Here is a 23,475-nt window from a genome sequence, read left to right as displayed (position 1 = left end):
ATTTTCCTTACATTAGATAGATGATCGGCACGATAGTTGGGTACTTTTTGACCTTTCTAAATATGTGCTTTCTGATCACTTGGCGCACTTGTGACTCGAGTAGTCTGCTATCTTTTAAAAGCTCCTCTTTGACGTTGCTTAAATACTGCTCTAGCACGCCCTCCATCTCTTTTCTAAACTCGGCGTCTTGCTTGTCGCCCACAAGGCCGTAGCTGATGACGCGAGGCTTGTTGATGAGTTTTGCGCCGTGACGTGAAATTTGAGCGATTATCATGACGACGCCTGCTTCGGCAAGGTTTTGTCTGTCGATGACGACGTCGTCTGAAATTTGTTTATTTATTTGATTATCTATGAAGACTTTGCCAGTTTTTACAGTTTTTACACGTTTTAGGTATTTTTGACAAACCTCCATCTGATCACCGTCGCTCATTAGATAGATATTTCTCTCATCCACACCACAGCTAATGGCCGTCTCTTTATGCTTTGCGATGTGGTTGTACTCGCCATGCACTGGCAAGAAAAATTTTGGCTTTATGAGGCGAAGCATCAGCTTTTGCTCTTCTTGCGCTGCGTGACCGCTGACGTGGATCTCGCTAAAGTCTTGGTAAGCGACGCTCGCACCTGATTTTAGTAAGAAATTTAGCACCGTTGAGACGCTGTTTTCGTTGCCTGGGATCGCTTTTGAGCTGATTATGATCTGATCGGTCGGCTTTATCTTTATATATTTGTGCTCATCTGTCGCCATGCGGTAAAGCGCGCTCATGGTCTCGCCCTGGCTGCCTGTGGTGACGATAAGTACCTCATCATCTTTAAATTTACCAACCTCGTTTGCGTCGATAAAAATTTTCTTATCAAGCTTGATGTAGCCAAGCTCCATCGCGGTGTATAAATTTCGCTCCATTGATCTGCCGATGACACAGACTTTGCGGTTGTATTTTAAACCCCATTCGATCGCTTGATAGACGCGGTGGATGTTTGAGCTAAATGTGCTCATGATGACGCGGCCTTTTGCTTTTGAAAATATCGCATCAAAGGTCTTGCCAACGCTACTTTCACTCTTTGTAAAGCCCTCTTTGTAGCTATTTGTGCTATCGCTCATCAGACAAAGCACGCCACGCTCGCCATAATACGCTAGTCTGCCAAGGTCTGTTGGGTAGCCATCTATCGGCGTGTGGTCGATTTTAAAGTCGCCTGTGTGGATGATCGTGCCAGCCTTTGTCGTGATGGCAAGTGCAGAAGCATCGATGATAGAGTGCGTTATATGTATCCACTCGACTTCAAAGTCGCCTATGAGATATGGCTTTCTCTTTTCAACTGAGCGAAAGAGTGAGCGCTCTTGCTTTAGGCCGTGCTCTTCAAATTTATTATTTATCATGCCAAGCGGTAACGGTGTGGCGTAGATAGGAAATTTAAACTCTTTGTAAAAATAAGGCACCGCACCGATGTGATCCTCGTGTGCGTGAGTGATGATGACGCCTTTTATCTTATCTTTTATCTTTCTAACGTAGTCGAAGTCTGGGATGAGGATATCCACGCCGTGCATGCTCTCGCTTGGAAAGCTCATGCCGATATCAACGATGATAGCGCTAGTTTCAGTCTCAAAGACAGTCATATTGCCGCCGATCTCGCCAAGACCGCCAAGTGGTGTTATACGAATTTTATGTTCGCTTGAGTTTAGATATTTTAGTGGCTCAAGTCTTAGCTCGTGAGTGGCTTTATTTGCCTCCATCGCGCTTGCGATATCTTGCTGCCACTGCTCGTTGCCATTTAGCTTTGCTGGTAAATTTTTCTTTGGTTTTTTAGCCTTTTTTGGCTTTTCTTTTGGCTCTTTTGTCTCGTTTTTAGCTGAAGCTTTTGGCTCTTGCTTTGGCTTTTCTTTTTGCTGTTTTTGCTCTTTTGGCTTATTGTTTTCGCCAGTTTTGTTTTGATTTTTGTTATTTCTTTGCTTTTTTGGGCGAGGATTTTGACTTTTTGGCTCGGCATGCGTTTTGGCTTCAGCCTGCTCTGCTGCAAAGAAGTTATCTATCACGCTTTTGCTTGCTAGTGATGTTTGCTCGGTAGTTTCGCCCTCTTGTTTTGGCTTGTTTTTTGGTCTAAATCTTCGTCTTTTGTTGTTTTTACTTTGATTAGTTACAACTTTCTCTTCGTTTTTGTCGTTCATTATCTTCCTTTAATCTTTCAAATACTTTTAGATAAGAATCGACATCTAGTTCGTGTGGACGTAAATTTTGAGCTAAGTCTAGGTCTTCAAAAATTTCTTCTAACGCCTTTTTGTCAAAATTTGTGGATAAATTTTTCAAAAGCGTCTTTCTTGGCGAAGCAAACGCAGCTCTTAAAAATGCTTTAAAAGCCTCGTATTGTTTTGCATCTTTGAAAATCCCGTCTTTGCCAAAAATCTTTTTTGTTTTTTGTAGTTTGATGACTGATGATGTGACCTTTGGAGGTGGATTGAAAAGCTTTGCATCCACGTCAAACAAAAGCTCGCACCTGCCTTGAAGTGAAGCGAGGATCGATAAAGCGCTAAATTCTTTATCCTTGCTCTTTGCACTAAATTTAAGAGCAACCTCTTTTTGTATCATCACAATAAGCCCAAGGCATTTTTCGTCATCTATCGCATTTAGTATCATCTTCGTAGCAACGTAATAGGGCAAATTTGCGACTAAAAAGTAGTTCTGGCTACTTAGTCCGCCCTCTTCTTGCCACTGCTCTAAAGCATCTTTACAAAAAAGTTTTAATTGTCCATTTTGGATCTCATTTGCAAATTTGACCTTTAAAATTTGAAACAGCTCACAATCTATCTCAAAAGAGGTCGTCTTGTAAATTTGCAAAAGTCTAAATGTCAAATCACCTAAGCCAGGCCCAATCTCAACGACGTTTTCTACGTCCTTGGGTATCGCTTGGATGATCTTATCTAGTGTCGCTTTGTCTTGTAAAAAATTCTGTCCAAAGTGCTTTTTTGCCTTTATCATAGCCGCGATATTAGCCAAAGATTACTTATACTATGATTACAAGTTTAGTTTAATCATATATAAAATGGACTATAATCACTAAATAACAACAAAATAAGGCGTAAATTTGAGTAGGGCAAATACCTTAAAATACTTTTTATTATCACAATATTTAGAGCCAAAAACCTTAGACGAGCCAAAAAAGACAAATAGCAAATTTAAAAAATCAATGGACCTTGAGATCGCAAATTTTGATGAGAAATTTATGCAAATTTTAAGGGCATTTGATAGGTCACTTTTAAAAAATGGCGTAGAAATTTCGATTTATGGCGGCATTTTTGAGACAGACTTGCTCGCCCTTGCGATATCAAAGCTAGCAAAGGTGAAATTTGAAAAAGAGCAAATTTTAGAGGAGCTACGCTCTGAGCAAACGAGCTTTGAAAAGGCATTTTGCTATAAGCTTAAGCTCTCTGGCGATCTACTCTTTTGCAAAAATGAGCAAAATTTTGCTCTAAAAGATGCAAATTTAGATGATGAGCTAAGCCTATTTTTCACGCCAAACTCATCAAATGAGCTCTTTATTCCAACGGCTCCTTGGGCGATGGTGCGCCTAAACCACCTAAAAGAGATCAGCCAAAACGACTTTAACAAAGAGTGCGAGCACATCAAGGATAAAATTTCTATCCATAAAGAGAAAATGCGGCTTAGCGACTATGTAAAAGCGGTGCATGAGGAGCTAAAAAGCTCGCTAAAGACGCCATTTTGTAAAGACGTGATCAGGCTTGAAGTAAGGATCGCTGACCCAAATTTTAAAGAGAACGACGCCCTTTTAAATAGCTTTTTTATAGATGATATAAATTTACTTATCAAATTTTACGAGTCAGGCAGGACGCACGAGCTGACGGATCAGTTTTTAGACGAGGGCAGTGAGAATAAATTTGAGAGGCTTGATGTTAGAGATGAGCTAAATCAAAGGGCGGTGAGGGACTTTTTTAAGGCTGAGCGCTACCCAAGATCGGCTTTTGCAAGTGATTTTGCCCTAAATTTCTCACAGCAAATGGCGCTAAATAACATCATAGAGAAATTTAAAGAAGGTAATGGCGGGATTTATAGCGTAAATGGCGCTCCAGGCACGGGTAAAACGACGCTTTTAAAGGACGTGATGGCTGAAGTGGTGACGCTTAGGGCGATGAAGCTTGCGCAAATGAGCAGGCACGATATCTTTGAGCCAGTTTATGACAGCGATGAAAAGGCGCTTTATTTTAGACTAAATGACGAGCTGCAGGGCTACGAGATGGTCGTTAGCTCTTGCAACAATGGCGCGGTTGAGATTTTGAGCAAGGAGCTAAGTCAGCTAAAGAGCATAGGGGATTATGCGGGCGAGATTGATTATTTTAAATTTATAGCCACAAGGTTGCTCTCGGCTGATGAAAAGAGCAAATATGGCGAGAAATCCTTTGTCTCAAAGCCAGCTTGGGGGCTATTTTGCGTGGCGCTTGGCTCAAAGCAAAATAAGTCAAATTTTGTTTTTAACGCAATTAATGGCGTAAAGATCGAGCCAACTCACAGCCAGTTTGACAAGATCGCAAGCGAATACGGCGAGTTTTTGGAGCAAGATGGCTTTTTGATGGGGCTTGGCAAATATCTGGCAGCGGGCGATGGGGGCCATGATTTTGACGAGGCAAAGGAGAAATTTAACCTTGCGCTTCACGAGGTAAATTTGCTTTTTAGTGAGATCAGGATCAAAGAAGAGGAGCTAAAGAGCCTAAAAAGTGAGCTAGCTGACGTCGATAGAAGGCTTGAGAGCTATAACTCAGCCAAGCAGATAGAGGAGCTTTTATCTCCGCTTGAGAGCGAGCTTGCCAGTGTTAGTGACGAGCTTGAAGATAAAAAGGCAGAGGCAGAGGAGCTAACAAGGCTTGTTAGTCAAAATGAGGCCTTGCAGGAGTATCTAAATTTACCGCAAAAGCCAGCATTTTTTGCCTTTCAGCAAATTTTTAAGACAGAGGCCTTTGAAAAGTATAATGACGAGGCGCTAAAGGTTGGTGAGATAAACCGCCAGATAGCCGAGCAAAATTTAAAAGCAAGCAAGCAAAATGGCGAGAGCAAAGAGAAAAATGAGACAAGGCTAAATGAGCTAAAAAACGAGATAGCAGAGCAGCAGAGCAGGGCGGCAGAGCTTGGTACTAAGATAAATCTTTACAAAAGGCTACAAAGTGACTTTGCTAGACGCCAAAAGATACTTGGTAGGAGCGAGGAACTAGATGGCTATCTAAACGGCAGCTTTAGCGAGAGTAATGACGAAATGCAAAAGAGTATGCCATTTATGATGGAATTTGGCATAGACAAAAAATTTCACAAGACAAAGCTTTTTAGAGCTAGGATAGAGCTTTTTAAAGAGGCACTAAATTTACACAAGGCAGCGATCTTTGCCTGCAAAGAGGCTGTTAGGACAAATTTGCGTGCCCTTAGTGTTATCTTTAACGATGAAAAGATGGCTGAGAAAAACGGCTTAGAGGCAAAGCATAGACGTGAGATCATCAAGGGGCTATTTTTACTAACGCCAGTTGTTAGCTCGACTTTTGCCTCGTTTAATAACACTTTTAAAGACCTTTTAAATGGCGATATAGGCATGCTTTTGATAGATGAAGCAGGGCAGGCAAATTTGACTAACGCGTTAGGTGCACTACTTCGCTCAAAGATGGCTGTGGTAGTAGGCGACCCGCTTCAGCTTGAGCCCGTCGTAACACTACCTGTTAGTTTAAATAATGCGATCATTAGCTACTGCGAGGCAAAGGAGGAGTTTAACTTGCTTAAATCCTCTGTGCAACTAAGAGCCGACAAAGCTCAAAAGATCGGCACATATATAAAAGGTAGCGGCGAGAGTATTTGGGTTGGCTCGCCACTGATTGTGCATAGAAGGTGCGCTAACCCTATGTTTGAGATATCAAACGAGACTACATACGATGATATGATGATACTTGGCAGAAGTGCGGCTAGTAAATTTGCAAACACTAACGTGCAAACAAAGTGGATAGACGTTAGAAGTGAAGAGTGGATAGGCAACTACAACAAAGCCGAGGGCGAGGTTGTTAAAGAACTCTTGACAGGTGAGCTAGCTGATGAGAAAAATAACATCAGGATAATAACGCCATTTAAAGATGTTTGTAGAAATTTAAAAGGTGCTGGCACTATCCACACTATGCAGGGCAAAGAGGCTGATGTTATTGTCTTTGTGTTAGGCGGTGCGACAAAGGGCGCTAGAGCGTGGGCTGCTAGCAAGCCAAATTTACTAAACGTGGCGCTAACAAGGGCAAAAGAGGTTATTTATATAGTTGGAAACCGAGAAAATTGGGCGAGTTTGCCATATTTTGAGGTGGCAGCTAGAAAGATAGACAAAGGATAAATTTGAATCATTTTGCAAAACGCATAATCCCATGCCTCGACGTAAAAGACGGCAGGGTCGTAAAAGGTGTAAATTTTGTTGGACTTGTCGATGCTGGAGACCCAGTCGAGATAGCTAAAAGATATAACGACGAGGGCGCTGATGAGCTTTGCTTTTTGGATATCACAGCCTCTCACCTTGGTCGTGATACGATAGTTGATGTGGTAAAAAAGGTCGCAAGTAAGCTTTTTATACCGCTAACCGTTGGCGGTGGCATACGCACGATCGACGACATCTCTCGCCTTTTAAATGCAGGCTGCGATAAGGTGAGCCTAAACTCATCGGCGATAAAAGATCCAAATTTGATCGACGAAGCGGCTAAGAAATTTGGCTCGCAATGTGTTGTCGTGGCGATTGACGCTAAAAAGATCGAAAATGGTTATAGTGTTTTTATAAATGGCGGCAGGATCGATACGAAAAAAGATGCCTTTGCTTGGGCAAAAGAGGTCGAGTCGCGCGGAGCAGGGGAAATTTTACTAACATCTATGGATAATGACGGCGTCAAACAGGGCTTTAGTCTGGAGCTAACAAAGATCTTTAGTGCGCTTTCTATACCGACTATCGCAAGCGGAGGTGCAGGGAAAATGGAGCATTTTAAAGATGCTTTTGAGGCCGGGGCTGATGCGTGTCTCGCTGCTTCGATCTTTCACTTTGGTGAGATCGAGATAAAAAAGCTAAAAGAGTATCTCAAAGCAAATGGCGTTGAGGTTAGGCTCTGATGTTAGTTATCTCAGCTGGAAAAAATGAAATTTTTGACTTTGCCTTGCCGATGGGGGTTGGGCTAGTCGATATGGCGATAAATTTGACAAAGTTTTTGCAAAAAAGATCGTGCGTGGAAGCAGATGAAAAGAGCATAAATTTAAAAAATATTGACCCGCGCTATCTCGCAAAGATCGAGGCTAAATTTGCAAACTCATCAAACCCAGAGCTACAAAATCTAAGCCAAAATTTGTCAAAAAATCCTGATCAAAATTTATACCAGATGCCAGAAAAGATAGTTTTTGTTGGCTCGGCAGGTCTATATAAAGATGGTGAAATTTTGCAAATTTATGAAAGCTCAGTTGGAGCAAATGTTGAAATTTCTAGCATAGAAAATAGATCTTATTCGCCTATCGAGTGTGAAATTTCTTCTATCGTTTCACGTGGAACTATCAAAACAAATTCATCAAATTTTATAACAACAGATAAAAATTTGGCTTATAAGATGTTTGAAAAGGGATATTTTTTAGAAAATATGGAGTTTTTTTCTGTTCTAAAAGTGGCTCAAATTTTTAAAATTCCAGCTTACGGAATTTTTGTAGCGACAAATTTTTGCGATAAAAATGCGCATGCTGATTTTATAAAAAATCACTCTGCGGCTAAAGAGCTACTAACAAAATATGTAAAGGAAAATATGTGAAAAATTTGCTTGATCTTAGCATCGAAGAGTTAAAAGAGCTTGTCTCTCCCTCTTTTAGAGCGACGCAAATTTATGAGTGGGTATATAAAAAAAATGCGACTGAATTTAGCCAAATGCTAAATTTACCAAAGGATATGCGTCAGGATCTAGCTGAGAAATTTTATCTTGATCCTATAAAATGTGTGAAATTTGAGCAAAGTAGTGATGGCTCGATCAAGTATCTTTTTGAGCTAAAAGATGGTCTAAAGATAGAGAGCGTTTTGTTACCGATGAAAGAGGAGATTAGCGACGAAGATGGCAAGATCAGTCGCCATGCTCGTTATACTGTTTGTGTTAGCTCGCAGGTTGGTTGCAAAATGGGCTGTGCTTTTTGCCTAACAGCAAAGGGCGGGCTTGTTAGAAATTTGACTGCTGGCGAGATCGTAGGGCAAATTTTGTGGATAAAAAGAGAGAATAACATACCATACGAGAGGCGCATAAATGTCGTTTATATGGGTATGGGTGAGCCACTTGACAACCTTGCTAACGTTAGTAAAGCGATCAAAATTTTAGCTCTAAATGAGGGTCTAGCCATATCGCCACGACGTCAAACCGTTTCAACTAGCGGCCTTGGTAGTCAGATAAAAAAGCTTGGCGAGATGGACCTTGGTGTCTTGCTGGCCATATCGCTACATGCTGTTACTAACGAGCTTAGAAGCCGCTTGATGCCGATAAATAAGGCGTATAATATCGAGGCTGTTATGGATGCTGTTAGGGGATTTCCTATCGATATGCGAAAGCGTGTGATGTTTGAGTATCTTGTTATCAAAGACTTAAACGACAGCGTTAGTGATGCGAAAAAGCTGGTTAAACTGCTGCATGGTATCAAGGCAAAGGTAAATTTGATCTACTTTAACCCGCATGAAGGTAGTGAATTTGGACGGCCTGAGCTTGCTAGTATGCTAAAATTTCAAGAATATCTAAGGGATCATGGTGTCACTTGCACGATCAGACAGAGTAAAGGGCTTGATATAAGTGCTGCTTGCGGACAACTAAAACAGCGAAATGAAAATCCAAAATTCAGAGCTAACGTTAGCGATAAGAACGCAGCTAAAGCAGAAGAAAAACCGACTAACGATAAAACTAACGTGAGTAAAAAATGACAGCTCTTGATATCGCTGAGATAATTTTTATAGTGCTGGTTGCTGGCATTGGACTTGGGCTGATCATAAAAGTTTTGAAAGAGGAAAATAAAACTTCAAAATAAATTATAAAATTTGGCATGAAATTTTGTGGGTTAAAAACTAAAACACAAAGTTGATTGCCAAAATTTAATTCACAATGCGGCGACACTAAAAATCTAATTCTACTTTTCAATAAAAACTCTATTTCAAATTTAAAAGCAAAATTATGAAATTTTTTATAGATTATTTTCACTAGAAAGATTTTTTGAAATTTAAATAGTTTGATTATTTGCTTCTCTCGCAAATTTATAAAACTCACTTTCGGCGTCAAATTTGCTTTTTATCTTGTAAAAAAATTCATCAAATTTAAATGAAATTTCGTCCGAGTGAAGTAAGAGCCTTTTTGCTCCAGTTAAATTTATCCGTTCACGCTCGCTCATCTCTTTGTCTAAAATTTTCTCGATCTGCGGACGTGACAAACCATAAAGTGGTTCGCCAAGGATCTTGTGTTTCACATGAAACAAATGCAATCGAATTTGATGCTGCCTGCCAGTGAGTGGGATAGCTCGAATTAAAGTCGTATCGATATCGTCAAAATACTTTATAGGCAAAATTTTAGTCACAGCACTTTTTCCATTTTCACAAATTTGCATTCGCATTTTCACATCGTCGTAGTTGTTTGCCAGATCCATCTTAGCATCTATCGTGAATTCTCGCTCGATCTTGCCTTGCACCATCGCGACATAGCTTTTAGAAACCTCTCTGTTTTCAAAGATTTTCTTTAGCTTTATCGTAGAATTTCTATCTTTGCCCACGACTATCACGCCACTTGTTTCGCAGTCTAGCCTATGTGCCACGCTCGCTTCTCGCCCAAAAAGTGTGTAAATTTCATCATTTAGCGAGTAGTCGCAGTGCCTGCCATTTGGATGACTGAGCACGCCGCTTGGCTTGTCAAATACCGCAAAGCTCTCGCACTCAAAGATGGGCTTTAGTCCCTTTGGATTGGCCTCATAGTCGATCAAAAAGACATCGCCACACAAAACGGCATTTTTCTCGCTCACGACATTGCCACCACAGATCAGCCTGCCTTTATCGATGAGGCGCTGGGTTTGGCTCATATTAAAGCCATTTTGCAGTAAAATTTCGTAAGCTTTTTGATGATCTGCAGTAATGATAAATTTATTTACATAGGGCAAAAATGATCCTTTTGAAAAATGAGCGAGCTATCTTAAGCCCAAATTTATAAGCGTATAACCGACATTTCAGCCCGGATTTTATATAATCAAAACTTAAATTTAGAGAAATTGCACGACGTGATTTCTGGCCCAAAAAGCCAAATTTATACTTTCAGGACAAAAGCAAACTAACACAAAAGGTTCAACAATGGTCGAAAGATACTCACGCAAAGAGATGGCTGAAAAGTGGAGCATACAAGCAAAATACGACGCTTGGCTCAAGGTAGAAAAAGCTGCCGTTAAAGCTTGGAATAAGCTTGGCTTCATAAGCGACAGCGACTGCGAGAAAATTTGCAAAAACGCTAAATTTGAAGTGGCTCGCATCGACGAGATAGAAAAGACGACAAAGCACGACGTCATCGCATTTTTAACAAGCGTCAGCGAGAGCCTTGGCGAGGAGAGCAGGTTCGTACACTACGGCATGACCTCAAGCGACTGCATCGACACAGCCGTCGCACTTCAGATGAAAGAGAGCCTAGAGCTCATCATCAGCGACGTAGAGGAGTTCATGCAGGCGGTCAAAGACAGAGCAAACGAGCACAAACACACGCTCATGGTCGGCAGAAGCCACGGCATCCACGGCGAGCCGATAACTTTTGGCCTTGTGCTTGCCGTCTGGTACGACGAGATCGCAAGGGCGCTTAAGCTCATCAAAGACGCAAAAGATACGATCAGCTACGGCAAACTCTCAGGCGCTATGGGAAATTTAGCCCACGCTCCGATGGAATTTGAAGAGCTAACGTGCGAGGAGCTAGGTCTGAAAGCTGCCCCAGCGTCAAATCAAGTGATCCAGCGCGACCGCTATGCCCACGTGGTGAGTGCTATGGCTATCTTAGCTTCTACTTGTGAGAAGATCGCAGTTGCCATTAGGCACTACCAAAGGACTGAAGTTTATGAGGCGGAGGAGTACTTTAGCCCAGGACAAAAGGGCTCAAGCGCTATGCCACACAAACGCAATCCTGTCCTTAGCGAAAACATCACCGGCCTTTGCAGGGTGCTACGCTCATACGTCACGCCTTCTCTTGAAAACGTCGCACTTTGGCACGAGCGCGACATCAGCCACAGCTCGGTTGAGAGATTTATCCTGCCAGATATGTTTATCACGGCTGATTTTATGCTGGTTCGTATCAAAAATTTGATAGCAAATTTAGTCGTCTATCCAGAAAATATGATGAAAAATTTAAATTTAACAGGCGGTCTGGTCTTTTCACAGCGCGTGCTTTTGCAGCTGCCACAGCGTGGAATCTCTAGGGAGGACGCCTACAAGATCGTTCAGCGCAACGCCATGAAGGTCTGGGCGGACTTGCAAGAGGGCAAAAAAGCGATTGACGAGCAAGGTCACAGCCTATTTTTACAAAATTTGCTAAACGACGAGGACCTAACTAAGAGCCTTAGCAAAGATGAGATCAAAGAGTGCTTTGACTACAACTACTACACCAAAAATGTAGATAAAATTTTCGCCAGAGTTTTTGGCAAATAAATTTAAACGCAAGGGGTAAATTTAGCCCCTTGCAAATACTCTAACACAAAATCCACCTTAAATTTAGCTCGCAAAATTTATTAGCTAAGGGCGGCACTTTTCAAGTAGCTTTTACAAGTGCCAGCAAAATTTAGTGGCAATTTAAATTTTGATCTTCAAAGCTAATCCAAAAGCTCATCACGTTTAACGCCTTCGTCGCTCTCTCGCACTAAAAATGATAGTTTTAAAAGCCTTTATCTTTCTCATTTTGGCTCTGAATTTTATATTTATTGAGTAGTTTTTGGCAAAGAGAATTTTTATCTCTTTTTGGATAAAATCTCAAATTAAAATTTAAAACGGAGAGACATTTTTGAAAGTTATAAAACGTAATGGCAGAACAGAAGAGCTTGATATCAGCAAGATCAAAAAATACACAAACGAAGCGGTCCTAGGCCTTAGCAACGTAAGCCTTAGCGAGCTTGAGGTAGACGCGAAAATTCAGTTTAGAGATATGATAACGACTGAGGAAATTCAGCAAACTCTTATAAAAACAGCAGTCGATAAGATCGACATCGACCGCCCAAACTGGACATTTGTCGCTGCAAGGCTATTTTTGTTCGACCTTTATCACAAAGTGACTGGCTTTAACGGCTACAACCACCTAAAAGACTACCTCGCAAAGGGCGAAAAGGTAGGCCGCATCATCCCTGGGCTAAAAGAGAAGTACGACTTAGAGGATCTAAACGCATACATCAAACCAGAGCGCGACCTTCAGTTTGCATACCTTGGTATCAAAACGCTTTATGATCGCTACCTCATCAAAGACAAGAGCGGTATGCCTATCGAGCTGCCACAGCACATGTTTATGGCGATAGCGATGTTTCTTGCGCAAAACGAGCTAGATAGTCAAGGCTGGGCTAAGAAATTTTACGACCTTATCTCTAAATTTGAAGTGATGCTAGCCACGCCAACGCTCTCAAACGCAAGGACTACACGTCACCAGCTAAGCAGCTGCTACGTAGGTAGTACGCCTGATAATATCGAGGGAATTTTTGATAGCTACAAAGAGATGGCTCTGCTTTCAAAATTTGGCGGCGGTATCGGCTGGGACTGGAGCAAGGTGCGTGCGATGGGCGGCAGTATCGACGGACACAAAAACGCAGCTGGCGGTATCATACCATTTTTAAAAGTGACAAACGACATCGCAGTAGCAGTCGATCAGCTAGGCACTAGAAAGGGCGCGATCGCTGTTTATATAGAGCCTTGGCACATGGACGTGAGTGATTTTCTCGATCTTCGTAAAAACTCAGGCGAGGAGAGACGCCGTGCGCACGAGCTTTTCCCTGCGCTTTGGATAAACGACCTATTTATGAAGCGTGTCAAAGAAAATGGCCGCTGGAGCCTCTTTGACCCAGCTCAAGTAAGCGACCTTTGCGACCTTTATGGCGAGGAGTTTGAGAAGAGATATTTGGAGTATGAAAACGACGAAAATATCCAGAAAAACACCATCCTTGCAAAAGAGCTTTGGAAGAAAATTTTAACTAGCTATTTTGAAACTGGCATGCCATTTTTGTGCTTTAAAGACAATGCCAACAAGGCAAATCCAAACGACCACGATGGCATCATCAGAAGCTCAAATTTATGCACCGAAATTTTCCAAAACACAGCGCCAAACTACTATAAGATCAAGATCACTTATGAAGATGGCGGCGAGGAGCTATTTGACGAAGAAGAGGACGTCACTGTAGATAGTGGCATAACCAAAAAAGCCAAAAAGCTTAGCGCGCTTGATAGCCTAAAAGGCAAGCAAATTTTCATCGTAGAAAAAGAGAGTATCGAGGGCAAAACTGCAGTTTGCAACCTTGCAAGTATAAATTTAAGCAAGATAAACAGCAAAGAGGACATCGAGCGCGTCGTGCCGATAGCTATCAGGATGCTTGATAACGTTATAGATCTAAATTTCTACCCGCACAAAAAGGTAAAACACACAAATCTAGCTTCTCGCTCGATCGGCCTTGGCGTCATGGGCGAGGCGCAAATGCTAGCTGAGAAAAACGTAAAATGGGGCAGCTATGAGCATTTGGCGCTCATTGATAGCATAATGGAAAACATAAGCTACAACGCGATCTATGCTAGCTCAAATTTAGCCGTAGAAAAGGGCATCTATCCAAAATTTGAAGGCTCAAAATGGAGTAAAGGCATCATGCCGATAGACACCGCAAACGAGAACGCAAAGGCTCTTTTAAACGACAAAGGCGGACTATTTGATGAAAATGTCTGCGACTGGGACAAGCTAAGAGAAAAAGTCAAGCGTGACGGCATGAGGAATGGCTACCTAATGGCGATCGCACCAACTAGCTCGATCTCGATCCTTGTTGGCACTACTCAGACCATCGAGCCAGTCTATAAACGCAAGTGGTTCGAGCACAACCTAAGTGGTATGATCCCAAATGTCGTGCCAAATTTAAGCCCTGATACTTGGCAGTTTTACACGCCAGCATATGAGCTTGATCAGAGGATTTTGATAAAAGCAGGCGCGATCCGCCAAAAATGGATCGATCAAGGTCAAAGTCTAAATATATTTATGAGCTTAGACAAAGCAAGTGGCGGATATCTAAGCGAAATTTACACGCTTGCATGGGAGCTTGGACTAAAATCAACCTACTATCTACGCTCTGAAAGCCCAGATAGCGAAAAACTAAACGACGTAGCTGACCGCTCGATCGAGTGTGAGGGATGTCAGTAGTTAAATTTAAGATGGTCTTTTGCTTTGGCAAACTAGCCAAGGTAAAAGACCTATTTGTAAGCGAAAAAACAGAGAGAAGCTCACGAGGCATCTCAGGTCTTATCGGCTACGTAAGTGCATCATACCTATATAAGATAGTTCTAGACTATATGCCTTTTACGGTTGGCATTGTAGCTGGAGCACTAGCCTTTATAAGCTATGTTATAGAGCTAGCTAAGTTTTACTACATCTCACCATTTGTTACAGCTTTTGCTGTCACTATGGGTAAAACAAACAAGATAGTTGACTTCTTAGTGGGGGCACTATCTATATTCTTTAAACCTATCTTGATAGTTATATTTATCTACTTTGGTCTATTTGTCTATGGTATATTTAAAGATATATTCTTACTCTATGCCGAAGAGCAGATGAATATGATGTATGAACTTCAAAGCCAGTTCTTCTTAACAATTATGCTTCATATATTTATGGCACTACTACACATCATAGGTGCAATAGGTGGTGCTTATATGCTTTGGAAGATCATACTTCATGCACCAACATGGGTTTTAAAGATGGTAGGTCTAAGTGATAGTGGAGCAAGCTTCGCTTCTCAAGAGCTAGCACGCAACCTAGAGAAATATACCTTCCACATGTAACAAAAATGAAATATTTATCTAAAAAAGCTACAATGCTTTGATACCAAACTAGAAAGGAAAGAGATGAGTACAAAAACTTTACACCAAACAAGAAGAAAGGAAAAATAAGATGAGAAATAAAGCATTACTCTATGTTTTACTACTTAGTCTGTTTTCATCTATTAGTTTTGCAGCCGTTGACTGCTCTGACCCTAAAAATAGGCCTCGCTTAATTGCAGGTATGCTTATTGGAGGAAAAAAAGAGTGTTATATAAATACTGGTAGTGCAAAGGGTGCTAAACGTAGCCTCGATGGAACTATCGGTAGAAACCCAGTTACTGGTAAAGTAACCTCAAAGGCTGAGCTACTAGGTGGCAATAAAGCTACTAACAACCTTGAAAAAGCTCAAATGAACTATGGTAAGCGTAAAATGGAACTTGAGGATGCAGAAGAACTTTATGCCGATGATCCAAGTGTCAAAAACTCTAACCGCTTAGAAAAAGCACGTAAAGCCTTTAAAAAAGCACAGCTTGACCTAGAGGCTGCAGAAGAGATAAAAGCTAAAGACGATAGAAGAAACACAAAATAGTAGTGATGTGATCTTTTACGCCTTTGGAGTAAATTTTTAGAGAGTAGAATTTTAAAATCTTTTCAAGGTCTGATTGAAAGCGTTTGCTTAATAAAAGCTTCATTTAGACCTTTTTCTTTTTAAAAATGATCTCATCTCTAGGTCAAATTCATCTAAATTTACGCACTTTAATTCACCACGTTTTTTAGCGCTTATTAGCTCAGCCAAATCCTTTTGATCTGCTTCATCTAAATATCCGTCGTCATCATAAGAAAGTATCGTTTCAGGATCAAGCGCAACAATGGCTTTGATAGCTTCTATGATGCTATCATTTGCGGTTTGTATATTCATCGAAGTCATTTTTATCCTTTAAATTTTTGAGATTATACCCAAATAAGCTTGATTGACCTGTAAAATTTCAAATCTACTATTTTAAAAACTAAAATTAAAATAATTATTTAAGTAAAAATAGTCAAATTTTATTTTAAAATACCTAAAATACGTAAAATAATATTTAAGAAAACTCTATAAAATTTTATATTTTTTGATAAATATTATTAAACAAAATAAAATAAGTTTTCTATATTTTAAGCTTTCTTGTCCTATACTTTTAAACTCTATATCAAAAAAATAATCAGAAAAGAGCAAGTGATGCGTGAAATTTTAAAACGAGATGGCACAAGGCAAGAATTTGTAGCATACAAGATAGTAGATGCTATAAAAAAGGCATTTGCCAGCGAAAATAAAGTTTATGACGAGCAAGTTTTTACAAATGTAGTCCAAGATATCTTTCAAAAATCAAGTGCGATAACAGTCGAAGACATCCAAGATGCGATAGAAAAAGAGCTATTTGACGGCGGACATTTTGAAGTTCTAAAGAGCTTCATGCTCTACCGCCACACTCACAAGCTCCAACGCGAGCAAATTTTAGGGCTAAACGAAGATACGACCTATATAAACTCAACCCAAACTATAAATGAGTACATAAACGGCACTGACTGGAGAATTTCTGCAAATTCAAACACAAGCTACTCAAACGCAGGGCTTATAAACAACACCGCTGGCAAAGTCATAGCAAACTACTGGCTAGACGCTGTTTATAGCAAAGAAGAGGGTCTTGCTCACAGAAACGGCGACTACCACATCCACGACCTTGACTGCCTTACAGGATACTGCGCTGGCTGGAGCCTAAGGGCTTTGCTAAACGAGGGCTTTAACGGCGTTCGTGGCAGGGTCGAGAGCAAGGCGCCTAAGCACTTTAGAGAGGCGCTTTATCAAATGGCAAATTTCTTAGGAATTTTGCAAAGCGAGTGGGCTGGCGCTCAGGCGTTTTCTAGCTTTGACACCTACCTTGCGCCTTACGTTTTCAAAGACGATCTAAGCGACGCCGAGATCAAAAAGGCGATAACTAGCTTTATATTTAACCTAAACGTCCCTGCACGCTGGGGACAAAGTCCATTTACAAACGTAACCATAGACATCACCTGCCCAAGCGACCTAAGAGATCAGATCCCAACGAGCGATGATATACACCTCTTTACAAACGTAAAAGATGAGAAAATTTTGAAAAAAGCAAACGAGCGTGGCAGGAAAAATTTGATCGATATGACCTACAAGGACTTTGAGCCTGAGATGGCGCGCATAGACAAAGCATTTTACGAGGTCTTGACAGCTGGCGACAAGTGCTCGCAGCCTTTTACATTCCCTATACCAACGGTAAATATCACAGAGGATTTTAACTGGGATAGCGAAGTAGCAGACGTGCTCTTTGAAAATACCGCAAAAATGGGCTCAAGCTACTTTCAAAATTTCATCGGCTCACAATACACTTACGACGAAAATGGCAACAAGATAGAAAACGAAAACGCCTACAAACCAGGCCACGTGCGCTCTATGTGCTGCCGCTTACAGCTTGATCTAAGAGAGCTTTTAAAACGCGGTGGAGGTCTTTTTGGAAGCGCTGAGATGACTGGCTCGATCGGAGTTGTGACTATAAATTTAGCCCGCCTAGGCTATAACTACAAAGGCGATAAGGTCGCACTTTACAACAGACTAAGCTACCTTTTAGAGCTAGCCAGATCAACCCTAGAGAAAAAGCGTAAATTTATCCAAGAGATGTATGACAGAGGGCTTTATCCTTACACAGCTAGGTATCTAAAGCACTTTAACAACCACTTTAGCACGATAGGCATAAATGGCATGAATGAGCTACTTAGAAATTTTACTGGCGACAAAGAGAACATCTCAACTAAATTTGGACGAGAATTTGCCCTTGAGATGGTTGGCTTTTTGCGCGATAAGATAAGGACATTTCAAGAAGAGAGTGGAAATTTATATAACCTTGAGGCCACACCAGCTGAGGGCACGACGTATCGCTTTGCCAAAGAGGATAAAAAGCGCTATCCAGACATCATCCAAGCAGGCGAGGGCGATAACATCTACTACACAAACTCAACCCAGCTACCTGCAAATTTCACAGATGACGCTTACGAAGCGCTTGATCTGCAAGATGAGCTACAAAGCGCCTACACTGGTGGCACCGTCTTTCACCTATATATGAAAGAGCGCATCAGCTCGGCTAAAGCTTGCAAAGAGCTTGTAAAGAGTATAATCTCAAACTACAAACTCCCATACATCACGATAACGCCAGTCTTTAGCGTCTGCGCAAAGCATGGCTACATAGCTGGCGAGCATGAGTTTTGCCCACTTTGTGATGCAGAGCTGATAGAAAATGAAAAGAAAAAAACCAAATAAGGAGAGAAGATGACAGAAAAAGAAATCTTAGAAAAAGTGCAAGACAAACGCACAAGATGCGTGGTTTATACTCGTGTTATGGGTTATCATAGGCCAGTTGAGAGCTTTAATCTCGGTAAAAAAGGCGAGCACAAAGAGCGTGTTAAATTTGACGAATACGCAAGTTGTTGCAAGAGATAAATTTCTTGCCTAAAAACAATAATAAATTTAAAAAAATAAACTAAAATGCAAGCCAAAGGCACGCCCCTTGTGCCTTTTAGTTTAAAAAAGGGTCAAAAACTTGCAAAGAGTCTTTAGTATAACGCCATTTACGACGCTTGACTATCCAGACAAAGTGGCAGCTGTCATTTGGTTTGCTGGGTGCAATATGCGCTGCGGATACTGCTATAACGTTGAGGTCGTAAAGTCAAATGGCACTATAAGCTTTAGCGAAGTTTGCGACTTTTTAGACCGCAGGGTCGGCAAGCTAAATGGCATAGTCTTTAGCGGTGGCGAATGCACAGCAAACCCTCTTTTTTTAAGGCTAGCACGCGAGGTAAAGGCGCGCGGCTTTAGCTTAAAGGTCGATACTAACGGCTCATATCGTGACGTCTTGAAAGAGGCGATAGATGAGGGGCTGATTGACTACATCGCGCTTGATTTTAAAGCTCCAAAAGAGAAATTTATAGGCATCACTGGCTCAAATTTATATGAGAAATTTGCTGCCACGCTTAGATACCTGCTTGAGATAAATTTTAAATTTGAAGTTAGAACGACCGTGCATGCGGACTTGCTAAGCGAAAAGGATATCTCTGAGATGTCTGAGCTACTTTACGAGCTTGGGTATAGAGGGGATTATTTCTTACAAAAATTCTTTAACACTGGCGAAAATTTTGGAGGCTTAGGCGATCCAAAAAACAGCTTCGATCCAGATAAGATCACATCAAAACTACCTATCAGACTAAGAAATTTCTAAATTTAGCGCAGATAAAAATAGCTAAAAATAAGAAAATTTAACTAAAATTTACCCCAAATCACAAAAGCAAACAAGGAGAAACTATGCAAAATTTTAGCTTTTTAAACCCTACTAAAATAGAATTTGGCAAAGACAAAGAGCAAAACATCGGCAAATACATGAAAGAATTTGGCGTAAAAAAGACGCTCATCATCTATGGCAGCGACAGGATCATGAAAAACGGACTTTTTGACGTTGCCACAAAGAGCCTAAGCGCAAATGGCATCGAGTTTTGCAAGATAGGCGGCGTGAAGTCAAACCCAGTGCTAAGCAAGGTAAATGAGGCTATAAATTTAGCTAAAAAACAAGGCGTCGATAGCGTGCTAGCCATAGGCGGTGGCTCGGTGCTTGACACGGCCAAGGCGGTGGCTGCTGGCGTGAAGTATAACGGCGATGTTTGGGACTTTTTTACTGGCAAATGTCCAAAAGAGGCGCTTATGATCTTTGACATCATAACGCTTGCTGCAACTGGCTCAGAGATGAACGGCGGAGCAGTCGTCACAAATGAAGCCACAAAAGAGAAATTTGCCATGCACGGCGCTTGTCTTTACCCAAAAGTATCGGTGATAAACCCGCTTCTTCAAGCAAGCGTTAGCAAGGAGTACTTGGTCTATTCAGCTTCAGACATCATCGCTCACAGCATCGAGGGCTACTTTACGGCGAGCGTTCAGCCTGAGATCATAAATTTATACATCGAAGCAAACATCAAAACAGTCATGAAAACGACTGAAATTTTACTAAAAGAGCCAGAAAACTATGGCGCTAGAAGCGAGTTTGCCTGGGCTGCGACGATGGCGCTAAATGGCCTAACTTACGTTGGCACGGCTGGCTACTCTTATCCAAATCACATGATCGAGCACGCCATAGGTGCGGTGGTTGATTGCGCGCACGGGGCTGGGCTAAGTGTCGTTATGCCAGCTTGGATGAAGTGGTATAAGAGTAGAAATTTAAAGGCATTTAAGCGCTTTGGCAAAGAAATTTTTGGCGTAGATGACGCAGATGCAGGCATCGAAAAGCTAAAAGAGTGGTTTAGCAAGATCGGCACACCAACAAGCCTCATCGAAATCGGCGTAGATGAGTCAAATTTAGACGAGATCATGGCGCTAGTTTATGACTACGCCAAGGGCAGGGGCTTGGAGCAAATTTATACAAAAGAGGCCATAAGCGAAATTTTTGCCTTAGCGAGATAGAATTTATCCAAAATTTACAAAGGATAAACATGAAAAAAGTCGCCCTTATAGCAGGAGCCAGCGGCGCTGTGGGAAGTGAAATTTTAAAGGGTCTTTGCGAGAGTGAGCACTACAACAAGGTGGTCGCCCTTGTTAGGCATGAGCTAGAATTTACCCATGAAAAGCTTGAAGTAAAGATAGTAAATTTTGATGATTTTAAAGATGAGGTGCCATTTATCGCTGATGACGTTTTTTGCGCGCTTGGCACGACGATGAAAGCGGCAAAGCACAAAGAGCAGTTTTATAAAGTCGATGTGACCTATCCGATAAATTTCGCCAAATTTGGCTTGGAGTGCGGCGCAAAACGCTTTGTCTTGCTCTCAGCGGCAGGCGCAAACAGAAAGTCAGGCTCATTTTACCTAAAGGCAAAAGGTCAGGCAGAAGCAAAGATAAAAGAGCTTGGATATAGCTCATTTCATATCGCCAGACTGCCACTTATCGAGGCTGAGAGAAAGGAATTTAGACTTGGCGAGTATCTAGCGATAAAGGCGTTTAAATTTATCCCAAAAGGTTTTTTTGACGAGTATCGTCCGATGAGGGCGGCTGACATCGCTAAAGTGATCGTTCAAGTAGCGCAAGATGACCACAGTGAAGGTGTGAAAATTTATAGTCCTATGGAGTATGCGAAGTGAAAAGATACATCGCCATCACTGGGGCAAGCTCAGGCATAGGAGCGGCCGTGGCAAAGGCATTTGCAAGGCGCGGGGAGAATTTGATCCTTGTTGCAAGACGCAGGGAGCTTTTAGAGGAGCTAAAAGGCGAGATAGCTAAATTTGCAAATGTCGATGTGGTTATAGAGCTTTGCGATCTCTCAAAGCAAGAAAATGCCATTTCTCTTTGGCAAAAATTAGAAAAATTTGAGCTAAAAGCGCTTATAAACAACGCTGGCTTTGGCGACTATAACAAGGTCGGCGAGCAAAATTTAGAGAAAGTGACGCAGATGATAAATTTAAACATCATCTCTCTTGTGACGCTCTCAACGCTTTTTACTAAAAAATATAAAGACAAAGATACGCAGCTTATAAACATCTCTTCGATAGGAGGCTACAATATCGTGCCAAACGTCGTGACCTACTGCGCTAGTAAATTTTTCGTAAGCGCCTTTAGTGAGGGGCTTTACCACGAGCTAGCACAAGACAAGCAGGCAAAGATGCAGGCTAAAGTGCTAGCTCCAGCTGCCACAAAGACAGAATTTGGCATGGTGGCAACTAGCAAAGAGAGCTACGACTACGACAAGGCGTTTAAAAAGTACCACACGAGTGAAGAGATGGCGGAGTTTTTGCTTCGTCTTTATGATAGCCATTACTGCGTTGGCGCGGTGGATAGAGATAGCTTTGAGTTTAGTCTAAGCAAGCCAAAATTTGACTATGCTATCAAATACGAGCCAAAAGATAACTAGGCGTTAAAGCCCTGGTAGCCTACGCCAAGGTTAGTAAAGCAAAAAGTAGGACAAAATAAAAAGGCAGATCATGAAATGCGTTAGGGTTGCTATTTTAGGGGTTTGTTTGGTAGGCGCTTGCTTTGGGGGCGAGCTTAAATTTGATGAAAAGAAATTTGAGCTAAAAAGCGTGCAAGTTGGCGATAGGACGCTTAAATTTAGAGCTTATGAGGGCATAGTCTATGTGGCAAAGCCAACGAGCGACTATGAGGTGCTAAATTTCTACGTGCCAGAGGGTAAATTTGACGATAAAACTACGGCTATTTTTATGCCAAACGCTATCGGCGGCTACATGCCAGCAAAACCCCAAAAGCCAGAAATCCAAAACGAAAAGCCAAATGCCACCCTTGAAGCGCTTCTTAGAGGTTACGTCGTGGCAAGCGTTGGCGCTAGGGGCAGGACGCTAAAAGATGGCGAGCGATTCATCGGCAAAGCCCCAGCTGCGATAGTCGATCTAAAAGCGGCCGTTAGATACCTTAAATTTAACGATAAATTTATGCCAGGCGACGCAAATAAGATCATCTCAAACGGCACGAGTGCAGGCGGAGCGATGTCAGCACTTCTAGGCACTAGCGCAAACGCAAAAGAGTACGAGCCATATCTTGACGAGCTAGGCACTGCGCAGGCGGACGATCAAATTTATGCCGTCTCAGCCTATTGTCCTGTTACAAATTTAGAGCATGAGGACGAGGCGTATGAGTGGATGTTTGGGGATTTGGATAAATTTGAAAGGATAGACTTTTCAAGTCTTGACGCGGCTAGCTTTAACGACAGGAGCAAAAAGCCAAAGATGATAGTAGGCGAGCTAAATGCCACACAAAAAGAGCTCTCACGTGAGCTAAAGAGTAAATTCCCAGCCTATCTAAACTCGCTAAATTTAAAAGACGCCAAAGGCCATGCACTAAGCCTTGATGAAAATGGCGAGGGCAGCTTCAAAGAGTATATAAACGCCCTCATCTCAAAGGCATTTACCGCTACAAAAAACAGCGATAAAAGCACGCTCACGCCTAAATTTATAACTCTTGACACGCAGGGTTGCGAGCTTGGATATACGTTCAAACTAGAAGACTTCATCGCCTCGCTAAAACGTGCCAAAGCACCAGTTGCCTTTGACGGCCTAGCTCTTGAAAATGCTGAAAACGACCTTTTTGGAGATAGCAAAACGCCTGCAAAGCACTTTACTAAATTTGCAAAAGAGCGAAGTATTGGCGAGATGGCGGAGGCTAGCGTCATAAAGATGATGAATGCGATGAACTACACCGCAAACAAAAACGGAGCGAAATTTTACCGCATAAGGCAGGGCACAAACGACACCGACCTAGCCCTTGCCGTGCCTGGTATGCTCGCACTCTCGCTCAAAAATGCTGGCAAAGAGGTTGATTTTGAAGCGGTCTGGGGGCAAGGACACGGTGGCGACTACGACCTAGACGAGCTTTTTGCTTGGATAAAAAGAGTGGTTGAGAGATAAATTTAAAGGAGA

The 23,475-nt window shown here is 41.7% G+C and carries 17 protein-coding genes and 1 pseudogene; 14 read left to right on the top strand and 4 right to left on the bottom strand.

Features of this window, described 5'->3' with window-relative positions; translation table 11 throughout:
- Positions 1–7: 7 nt before the first annotated feature.
- Positions 8–2,161 carry a ribonuclease J gene (locus tag B9N65_RS06920; RefSeq protein WP_180385136.1) on the bottom strand — a complete coding sequence of 718 codons (2,154 nt, stop codon included), beginning with the start codon at positions 2,159–2,161 and terminating at the stop codon, positions 8–10.
- On the bottom strand, positions 2,127–2,969 hold the full coding sequence (gene rsmA, locus B9N65_RS06915; protein WP_087583461.1) for a 16S rRNA (adenine(1518)-N(6)/adenine(1519)-N(6))-dimethyltransferase RsmA: 843 nt from the start codon (positions 2,967–2,969) through the stop codon (positions 2,127–2,129). Before rsmA ends, B9N65_RS06920 begins: the two co-directional genes overlap by 35 nt.
- A gap of 106 nt (positions 2,970–3,075) precedes the next feature.
- Here rsmA and B9N65_RS06910 point away from each other — a divergent pair, with 106 nt between their 5' ends.
- From B9N65_RS06910 to rlmN, 4 genes are read left to right on the top strand one after another with little or no spacing between them, the layout of a single operon-like run.
- A complete protein-coding gene (locus B9N65_RS06910) occupies positions 3,076–6,354 on the top strand; it encodes a DEAD/DEAH box helicase (RefSeq protein WP_087583338.1) in 3,279 nt (1,092 codons plus the stop codon).
- Between the two features lie 2 nt (positions 6,355–6,356).
- Positions 6,357–7,112 carry an imidazole glycerol phosphate synthase subunit HisF gene (gene hisF / locus B9N65_RS06905; protein ID WP_021087091.1) on the top strand — a complete coding sequence of 252 codons (756 nt, stop codon included), beginning with the start codon at positions 6,357–6,359 and terminating at the stop codon, positions 7,110–7,112.
- Positions 7,112–7,792, top strand: coding sequence for a purine-nucleoside phosphorylase (locus tag B9N65_RS06900; protein WP_087583337.1), 681 nt, complete (start codon positions 7,112–7,114; stop codon positions 7,790–7,792). The genes hisF and B9N65_RS06900 overlap by 1 nt, the downstream gene beginning before the upstream one ends.
- Positions 7,789–8,934, top strand: coding sequence for a 23S rRNA (adenine(2503)-C(2))-methyltransferase RlmN (gene rlmN, locus B9N65_RS06895; protein ID WP_087583336.1), 1,146 nt, complete (start codon positions 7,789–7,791; stop codon positions 8,932–8,934). Before B9N65_RS06900 ends, rlmN begins: the two co-directional genes overlap by 4 nt.
- A gap of 293 nt (positions 8,935–9,227) precedes the next feature.
- On the opposite strand, the gene B9N65_RS06885 is transcribed toward rlmN, so the two are convergent.
- On the bottom strand, positions 9,228–10,151 hold the full coding sequence (locus tag B9N65_RS06885) for a pseudouridine synthase family protein (RefSeq protein ID WP_087583334.1): 924 nt from the start codon (positions 10,149–10,151) through the stop codon (positions 9,228–9,230).
- Positions 10,152–10,338: 187 nt separating this feature from the next.
- Here B9N65_RS06885 and purB point away from each other — a divergent pair, with 187 nt between their 5' ends.
- The 4 genes from purB to B9N65_RS06865 all read left to right on the top strand — a co-directional run bounded on the left by purB (position 10,339) and on the right by B9N65_RS06865 (position 15,601).
- Complete coding sequence (purB, locus tag B9N65_RS06880) at positions 10,339–11,670, top strand: adenylosuccinate lyase (RefSeq protein WP_087583333.1); 1,332 nt, start codon at positions 10,339–10,341, stop codon at positions 11,668–11,670.
- Positions 11,671–12,019: 349 nt separating this feature from the next.
- The gene (locus tag B9N65_RS06875; RefSeq protein ID WP_087583332.1) at positions 12,020–14,395 is read left to right on the top strand and encodes a ribonucleoside-diphosphate reductase subunit alpha; all 2,376 of its coding nucleotides are present in this window, start codon (positions 12,020–12,022) and stop codon (positions 14,393–14,395) included.
- Positions 14,386–15,033: a hypothetical protein gene (locus B9N65_RS06870; RefSeq protein WP_141083841.1), complete on the top strand. Its 648-nt coding sequence runs from the start codon at positions 14,386–14,388 to the stop codon at positions 15,031–15,033. The genes B9N65_RS06875 and B9N65_RS06870 overlap by 10 nt, the downstream gene beginning before the upstream one ends.
- Positions 15,034–15,142: 109 nt before the next feature.
- Entirely contained in the window at positions 15,143–15,601 is a 459-nt protein-coding gene (locus B9N65_RS06865) for a hypothetical protein (protein ID WP_257640039.1), read from the top strand.
- Between the two features lie 99 nt (positions 15,602–15,700).
- Here B9N65_RS06865 and B9N65_RS06860 read toward each other — a convergent pair whose 3' ends face one another.
- Positions 15,701–15,940, bottom strand: coding sequence for a hypothetical protein (locus B9N65_RS06860; RefSeq protein ID WP_087583330.1), 240 nt, complete (start codon positions 15,938–15,940; stop codon positions 15,701–15,703).
- A gap of 291 nt (positions 15,941–16,231) precedes the next feature.
- Between B9N65_RS06860 and B9N65_RS06855 the strand changes: the two are divergent.
- From B9N65_RS06855 to B9N65_RS06830, 6 genes and pseudogenes are all read left to right on the top strand, one after another.
- Positions 16,232–18,514: pseudogene (locus B9N65_RS06855) on the top strand (ribonucleoside triphosphate reductase).
- 100 nt (positions 18,515–18,614) lie between these two features.
- Positions 18,615–19,289, top strand: a complete 675-nt coding sequence (locus B9N65_RS06850) for an anaerobic ribonucleoside-triphosphate reductase activating protein (RefSeq protein ID WP_087583328.1) — start codon at positions 18,615–18,617, stop codon at positions 19,287–19,289.
- An 83-nt stretch (positions 19,290–19,372) separates the two neighbouring features.
- A complete protein-coding gene (locus B9N65_RS06845; protein WP_087583327.1) occupies positions 19,373–20,518 on the top strand; it encodes an iron-containing alcohol dehydrogenase in 1,146 nt (381 codons plus the stop codon).
- 29 nt (positions 20,519–20,547) lie between these two features.
- Complete coding sequence (locus tag B9N65_RS06840; RefSeq protein WP_087583326.1) at positions 20,548–21,189, top strand: NAD(P)H-binding protein; 642 nt, start codon at positions 20,548–20,550, stop codon at positions 21,187–21,189.
- A complete protein-coding gene (locus tag B9N65_RS06835) occupies positions 21,186–21,956 on the top strand; it encodes an SDR family NAD(P)-dependent oxidoreductase (RefSeq protein WP_087583325.1) in 771 nt (256 codons plus the stop codon). The genes B9N65_RS06840 and B9N65_RS06835 overlap by 4 nt, the downstream gene beginning before the upstream one ends.
- Positions 21,957–22,026: 70 nt before the next feature.
- Positions 22,027–23,463 (top strand): subtype B tannase, encoded by a 1,437-nt coding sequence (locus B9N65_RS06830; RefSeq protein WP_087583324.1) that lies wholly within the window; start codon positions 22,027–22,029, stop codon positions 23,461–23,463.
- Positions 23,464–23,475: the final 12 nt, after the last annotated feature.

The sequence above is a fragment of the Campylobacter concisus genome, assembly GCF_002165815.1.
Taxonomy (GTDB): domain Bacteria; phylum Campylobacterota; class Campylobacteria; order Campylobacterales; family Campylobacteraceae; genus Campylobacter_A; species Campylobacter_A concisus_BH.
This window is presented reverse-complemented; position numbering and strand designations above follow the sequence as displayed.

What these genes read in the sequence shown, in the direction of transcription:
- B9N65_RS06865 (WP_257640039.1), top strand. Translation starts at nt 15,143, where the DNA reads ATGAGAAATAAAGCATTACTCTATGTTTTACTACTTAGTCTGTTTTCA.
- B9N65_RS06900 (WP_087583337.1), top strand. Translation starts at nt 7,112, where the DNA reads ATGTTAGTTATCTCAGCTGGAAAAAATGAAATTTTTGACTTTGCCTTG.
- B9N65_RS06840 (WP_087583326.1), top strand. Translation starts at nt 20,548, where the DNA reads ATGAAAAAAGTCGCCCTTATAGCAGGAGCCAGCGGCGCTGTGGGAAGT.
- B9N65_RS06860 (WP_087583330.1), bottom strand. Translation starts at nt 15,940, where the DNA reads ATGACTTCGATGAATATACAAACCGCAAATGATAGCATCATAGAAGCT.
- purB (WP_087583333.1), top strand. Translation starts at nt 10,339, where the DNA reads ATGGTCGAAAGATACTCACGCAAAGAGATGGCTGAAAAGTGGAGCATA.
- rsmA (WP_087583461.1), bottom strand. Translation starts at nt 2,969, where the DNA reads ATGATAAAGGCAAAAAAGCACTTTGGACAGAATTTTTTACAAGACAAA.
- B9N65_RS06830 (WP_087583324.1), top strand. Translation starts at nt 22,027, where the DNA reads ATGAAATGCGTTAGGGTTGCTATTTTAGGGGTTTGTTTGGTAGGCGCT.
- B9N65_RS06845 (WP_087583327.1), top strand. Translation starts at nt 19,373, where the DNA reads ATGCAAAATTTTAGCTTTTTAAACCCTACTAAAATAGAATTTGGCAAA.
- B9N65_RS06920 (WP_180385136.1), bottom strand. Translation starts at nt 2,161, where the DNA reads ATGAACGACAAAAACGAAGAGAAAGTTGTAACTAATCAAAGTAAAAAC.
- B9N65_RS06870 (WP_141083841.1), top strand. Translation starts at nt 14,386, where the DNA reads ATGTCAGTAGTTAAATTTAAGATGGTCTTTTGCTTTGGCAAACTAGCC.